The sequence below is a fragment of the Rhodopila sp. genome (genome assembly GCF_035548235.1).
Classification (GTDB): domain Bacteria; phylum Pseudomonadota; class Alphaproteobacteria; order Acetobacterales; family Acetobacteraceae; genus Rhodopila.
The window spans coordinates 1-5,297 of sequence record NZ_DASZTJ010000265.1 but is presented as its reverse complement, the minus strand read 5'-3'; the positions used below and the strand labels follow the sequence as shown (position 1 = coordinate 5,297).

Here is a 5,297-nt window from a genome sequence, read left to right as displayed (position 1 = left end):
TGAGCATGCGGGGCCGGCCGTCTGAGCCGGTTCCGCATGCACCGCAAAATTGCCGATAGGGCGCCGGATGAGTGAATGCCGGGCCGCCGCAAAGCCGACCGGCGGGGGCTCTAGCTTCGGCCGCGGACCATGGCGCCGGCGGCCCGGTTGACTCTCATCCGCCGGGGACCGCTCGAGTTCCGCTCGACGATCTGCGGCACGAGGAAGAGCCGTTGCGCCGACGCGATGTTGCGGGCGCCCAGCCGGATGCGGTCCATGAGCAGGCGGATCGCCGCAATCCCCATGTCGCGCCCCGGGAGCCGCACTGTCGTCAGCGTCGGCGTGATCTGCTGGGCGGCCGTGAAATCGCCGAAGCCGACGACCGTCATGTCCTCGGGGACCTTGTAGCCGAGGTGCAGCAGTTCGGAGACGACGGTGAGCGCAAGGCCGTCATGGGCGCAGAAGAAGGCCGTGACCTCGGGCGCTTCCGTCCGCAGCCGGCGATACGCCTCCGAAAACTGGGCGTTGTCGCCGAACTTGAGCTCGTGCACCACCATGCCGTGCTCGACCTCGGCGGTTTCGCGCAGGCCGAAGAGGCGCTCCATGCGCCCGCGAAAGCCGGGCGTCCCATGGACATAGGCCACCTCGCGGTGCCCGAGGGCATGGAGGAAGTCGCCGACCGCCGCGCCCGCCTCGTGGTCCGCCCCCATCACCTGGTCGATCTGCTCGAGGGGGCTGAGCCAGCCGACCCGCACCACCGGTCGTCCGGTGGCGCGGACCGCCCTGATCGCCTCCGGGGAGTGTGAACCGAAAAGGATCACGCCGCTGCTGCCGCGCGACAGCGCGCCGACCTGTTCCGGGTCGTGCGTCCAGCCCATGCGCAGGGAAACCCCGAGGGCAGACGCCTCGCTCTGCACGCCGGACTGGATCTGCATCGCGAGCTCGCTGTTCACCGGATCATGGTCGTGGAAGATGAGCTGCACCTCCGCATCGACCCGCGGCGGGGCCTTCACATAGCCCAGCCGGACGGCCGCCTCGGCGACGAGTTCGCGCGTTTCAGCGCTCACTCCATCCTTGCCGGCGAGGGCGCGCGACACCGCAAATTTCGACAGACCCAGTTCTTCCGCGATGTCGGCCAGCCTGACGCGCGCCATTGAAATCCCTATCCACCGCCCGTGTGGGCGAACATAACGCTTTACCTAACAGACGATAATTTGCACGCTGAGTTTAGCTAACGAACAGAAAAACAGCAAATCCAGTTAGCACGACCAGCTGCGGAGGATCGTTTGATGATGAAGATGAGCCGTCGCGCCTTCATGGCGGCGTCCAGCGCCTCGGTGGCACTCGCCGCCCTGCCGGCGATCCCGGCGTTCGCCAAGGACTATGTCGAGCCGCCGAGCCTCAAGGACCAGGTGTCCGGTGGCAAACTGCCGCCGGTCGGCCAGCGGCTGCCGGAAAATCCGCTGGTCATCACCCCCACCGAAAAGGTCGGGACCTATGGGGGCGACTGGAACATGGCGCTGGTCGGGGGCGGGGGTCTTTCGATGCTCTTCCGCTACCAGGCCTACGAGCCCCTGGTGCGCTTCACGCCCGACTGGAGCGGGGTCACGCCCAATGTCGCCGAGTCGGTCGAAGCGGATGCCGATTCAAAAGTTTACACGATCAAGCTTCGCAAGGGGCTCAAGTGGTCGGACGGCGAGCCCTTCACCACCGACGACGTGAAATTCTGGTACGACACCTGCCTCACCGACAAGCGCGTCGCGTTCGTGGGCAACGCCCACTGGAAGCAGGGCGGCAAGCCGGCCAAGCTCGATGTCGTGGACGAGACGACCTTCAAGGTCACGTTCGAAAAGCCCAACGGCTTCTTCCCGCTCAACATCGCCTGGGCCAACAACGACCAGACCACCCGGACGCCCAAGCACTACCTCAGCCAGTTCCACATCGACTACAACCCGAAGGCTGACGATCTCGCCAAGCAACGCGGGCTGGGCGGATGGGTCGCCCTGTTCCAGCAGGAAGCCGGCTTTCAGGACGACAACATCTTCTTCCAGAACGGCAATCGCCCCTCGCTCTTCGCCTGGCAGTTCCAGACCGCGCCGGGGGCAGGGGTGCAGCAGGCGGTCGCCGTCCGCAACCCCTACTATTTCAAGGTCGACACCAGCGGCAACCAGCTGCCCTACATGGATCGCGTCGTCTACCAGATGGTCGCCGATCCGCAGGTGCTGCTGCTCAAATGCATGCAGGGCCAGATCGACATGATGGACCAGTATATCGGCACGCCCGCCAACAAGTCGGTGCTCTACGACAACCGGCAGCAGGGCAACTATGATTTCTATACCCTGAACTCCACCGAAGCGAACCAGATGGTGTTCTGCTTCAACCTCAACCACAACGACCCGGTCCGGCGCGAGCTGTTCCAGAACAAGGATTTCCGGGTGGCGATGTCGCTGGCGCTCGACCGCCAGTCGCTGATCGATACCGTGCTGGTCGGGCAGGGCGCCCCCGCGCAGCCTTCGATCCTCAAGTCCGACCCGCTCTACAACGAGCAGCTGGCAACCCAATTCACCGAGTTCGACCCGGACAAGGCGAACGCCATGCTCGACAAGATCATCCCCAACAAGGGTGATGACGGGATTCGGCTCGACAAGAACGGCAAGAAGCTGACCATCACGTTCGAGATCGACAACGCCCGCGCCGTCTTCATCGACATGCTGCAGCTGGTCGTGCCGATGTTCCAGGCGGTGGGGATCGACGCGCAGGTGCGAACCATGGACCGCTCGCTCTGGGAGACGCGTGTCCGCCAGGGCCGCGATTTCGACGCGACCTGCCACGAGTTCGGCGCCAATGGCGGCATCGCCGCCATGCTCGATCCCCGCTACTACGTGCCGACCAACAACAACGCGGTCTACGCGCCGGGATGGCAGCTTTGGTACCAGGCCCGCGACAACAAGGACGCGATCGAGCCCGACGACCTCACCAAGAAGTCGATGGCCCTCTACGACCAGCTGCAGGCGACCTCCGACCCGGCCAAGCAGAAGGACATCATGAAGCAGATCCTGCAGAACGCGGCGGACGAGTTCTACGTCTTCGGCGTGACGCAGATCCCTCCGGGCTATGGCATCGTGAAGAACAATCTCCACAACTTCACGAAGACCATGCCCAACTCTTTCGGCTGGCCGACCCCGGCGCCGACGCGGCCGGAGCAGTTCTACAAGGCCTAGGGCCTGGTCGAAATGGGCCACCGGCCGTGACGTCCCGTCCCCTCTCCCGTGCGGGGGAGGGTGCCGGCCCCGGGGCAGGGCCTGCACCCGCCATTCGACCTGACTCTGATCCGGGCGCCGCGCGCCACCTTTTCCCGCAGGCGGGAGAAGGGAAGAAGCGGTCGCGCCCGGCTCCGCTGAAATCGAAAGACCAATGATGCTCGACGCCAGGAACGAAACCGCCGGAACGCTGCGCACCCCCGACTGGTACAAGACGGCGACCCGCTGGACCCAGCTGACGCTGGCCGAAGACGATCCGGTCAGGTTCGATCCGGCCCAGTGGATCGATATCTTCCGCCGCACGCGTTCCAACGCGACCTGCCTCAGCGCCGGCGGCTACATCGCCTACTACCCCAGCAAGGTGCCGCTGCACTACGTCAGCCGGTTCATTGGCGACAGCGATCCCTTCGGCACGCTCGTCAACGGCGCGCGCAGTCTCGGCATGCACGTCATGGCGCGCGTCGATCCGCACGCCATTCACCAGGATGCCGCGGATGCGCACCCGGAGTGGATCGCGGTCGACAGGGACGGCCGCCCCCGCCGGCACTGGGCCTTTCCCGAGGTGTGGGTGACCTGCGCCTATGGCGACTACAACGCCCGGTTCATGCCGCAGGTGATCGAGGAGATCACCCGCAACTACGACATCGACGCGATCTTCGCCAACCGCTGGCAAGGGCATGGCGTGTGCTATTGCGAAAGCTGCACGACCCGCTTCCGCGCGGCGACCGGACTCGATTTGCCGCGCAGCACCGACGCCACCGACCCCGCCTGGCAGGCCTGGGTGAAATGGCGGCGCGAGGTGCTGACCAACCTCATCGTGGAATGGGACGAGGTGGTGAAGTCGGTCCGCCCCCACGCGAGCTTCATTCCCAACATGGGCAGCGCTTCGCTGCAGGAATTCGATCTCTCCGTGATCGAGAAGCACTGCCCCTTCCTCGTGGTCGACCACCAGGCCCGCCAGGGGGTGGAAGTCGCCTGGTCGGCGGGCCGCGCGGGCAAGCGGATGCGGGGCGGCTTCCCCGATCGGCCGGCGGTGCTCATCACGTCGGTCGGTCTCGAGGAAAACCGCTGGAAGGATTCGGTGCAGACGGGCGACGAGATCCAGCTCTGGGTCGAGGACGGCACCGTGCAGGGCATGGCTGCCTGGTTCACCAAGTTCAACGGCGTCATCCCCGATCCGCGCTGGATCGAACCGATGGCCGAGGCGTTCGGCCGCCACGCCGATGTGGCCGAAGCCTTTGCCGCGACGCGGGCGACGGCCGAAATCGCCCTGATCGATCCGGCCACGACGCATCGCCTCTTCCCCCGCGAAGAGCACGCCCGGGCCGAAGTGCACGATCTCGGCGCCTACCACGCGCTGGTCGAAGCGCGGCTCCCGTTCGAAATGATCTCCGACCAGCGGATGACGCCCGAAAACCTCGGGGCCTTCAGGGTCGTCGTGCTGCCCAATGCAGCCTGCCTCTCCGACGCGCAATGCGCCGCATTGCGGGCCTATGTCGAGAACGGCGGCAGCCTGGTTGCGGCCTACGAAACGTCGCTGCGCGACGAAACCGGCGCGCCGCGCCCGGACTTTGCGCTTGCCGACGTGTTTGGGGCGCACCTCACCCGGCCGGCGCGCGGCGTGGTGAAGAACACCTACGTGGCCCTCGCCGACGACCATCCGGTCAACCGAGGCTATGACGGCGCAACCCGGATCATCGGGGGCACCTATCTCATCGACGTCGAGGCCGAACCCGGGGTGGCAACGCCCTTCCTTTACGTCCCGGATTTCCCGGACCTGCCGATGGAAGAGGTCTATCCGCGCGAGGAGCCGCGCGGCGCCGCGGTGATCGCCCGGGAAACCGGCCGTGGGGGACGCGTCGTCTATATCCCCTGGAACATCGGCGAGGTCTTCTGGCAGTCCCTCGCGCGCGACCACGGCCGTCTCCTCGAAAATGCCGTGAACTGGGCGCTTGGCAAGACCCCGGACGTAACGGTGAGCGGCCGTGGCGTCATCGACATCGCCGTCCGTACCGCGCCCGACCAGCTGATCGTTGCCTTGCTCAACCTGACCAATCC

General features: G+C 66.0%; 3 protein-coding genes. 2 read left to right on the top strand and 1 reads right to left on the bottom strand.

All coding sequences use genetic code 11. The annotated features are described in order from the left end of the window. Positions 1-110: 110 nt before the first annotated feature. Positions 111-1,133, bottom strand: a complete 1,023-nt coding sequence (locus tag VHB27_RS21205) for a LacI family DNA-binding transcriptional regulator (protein WP_325604316.1) — start codon at positions 1,131-1,133, stop codon at positions 111-113. Positions 1,134-1,271: 138 nt separating this feature from the next. On the opposite strand from VHB27_RS21205, the gene VHB27_RS21200 reads away from it, so the two are divergent. Both VHB27_RS21200 and VHB27_RS21195 read left to right on the top strand, forming a co-directional pair. Beyond that, on the top strand, positions 1,272-3,200 hold the full coding sequence (locus VHB27_RS21200) for an ABC transporter substrate-binding protein (RefSeq protein ID WP_325604314.1): 1,929 nt from the start codon (positions 1,272-1,274) through the stop codon (positions 3,198-3,200). 193 nt (positions 3,201-3,393) lie between these two features. Further along, on the top strand, positions 3,394-5,297 hold a 1,904-nt coding region (locus tag VHB27_RS21195), incomplete at its 3' end, for a family 10 glycosylhydrolase (RefSeq protein WP_325604312.1).

Excerpts from the sequence above, each read along its gene's own strand:
- VHB27_RS21205 (WP_325604316.1), bottom strand. The coding sequence starts at position 1,133 with ATGGCGCGCGTCAGGCTGGCCGACATCGCGGAAGAACTGGGTCTGTCG.
- VHB27_RS21200 (WP_325604314.1), top strand. The coding sequence starts at position 1,272 with ATGAAGATGAGCCGTCGCGCCTTCATGGCGGCGTCCAGCGCCTCGGTG.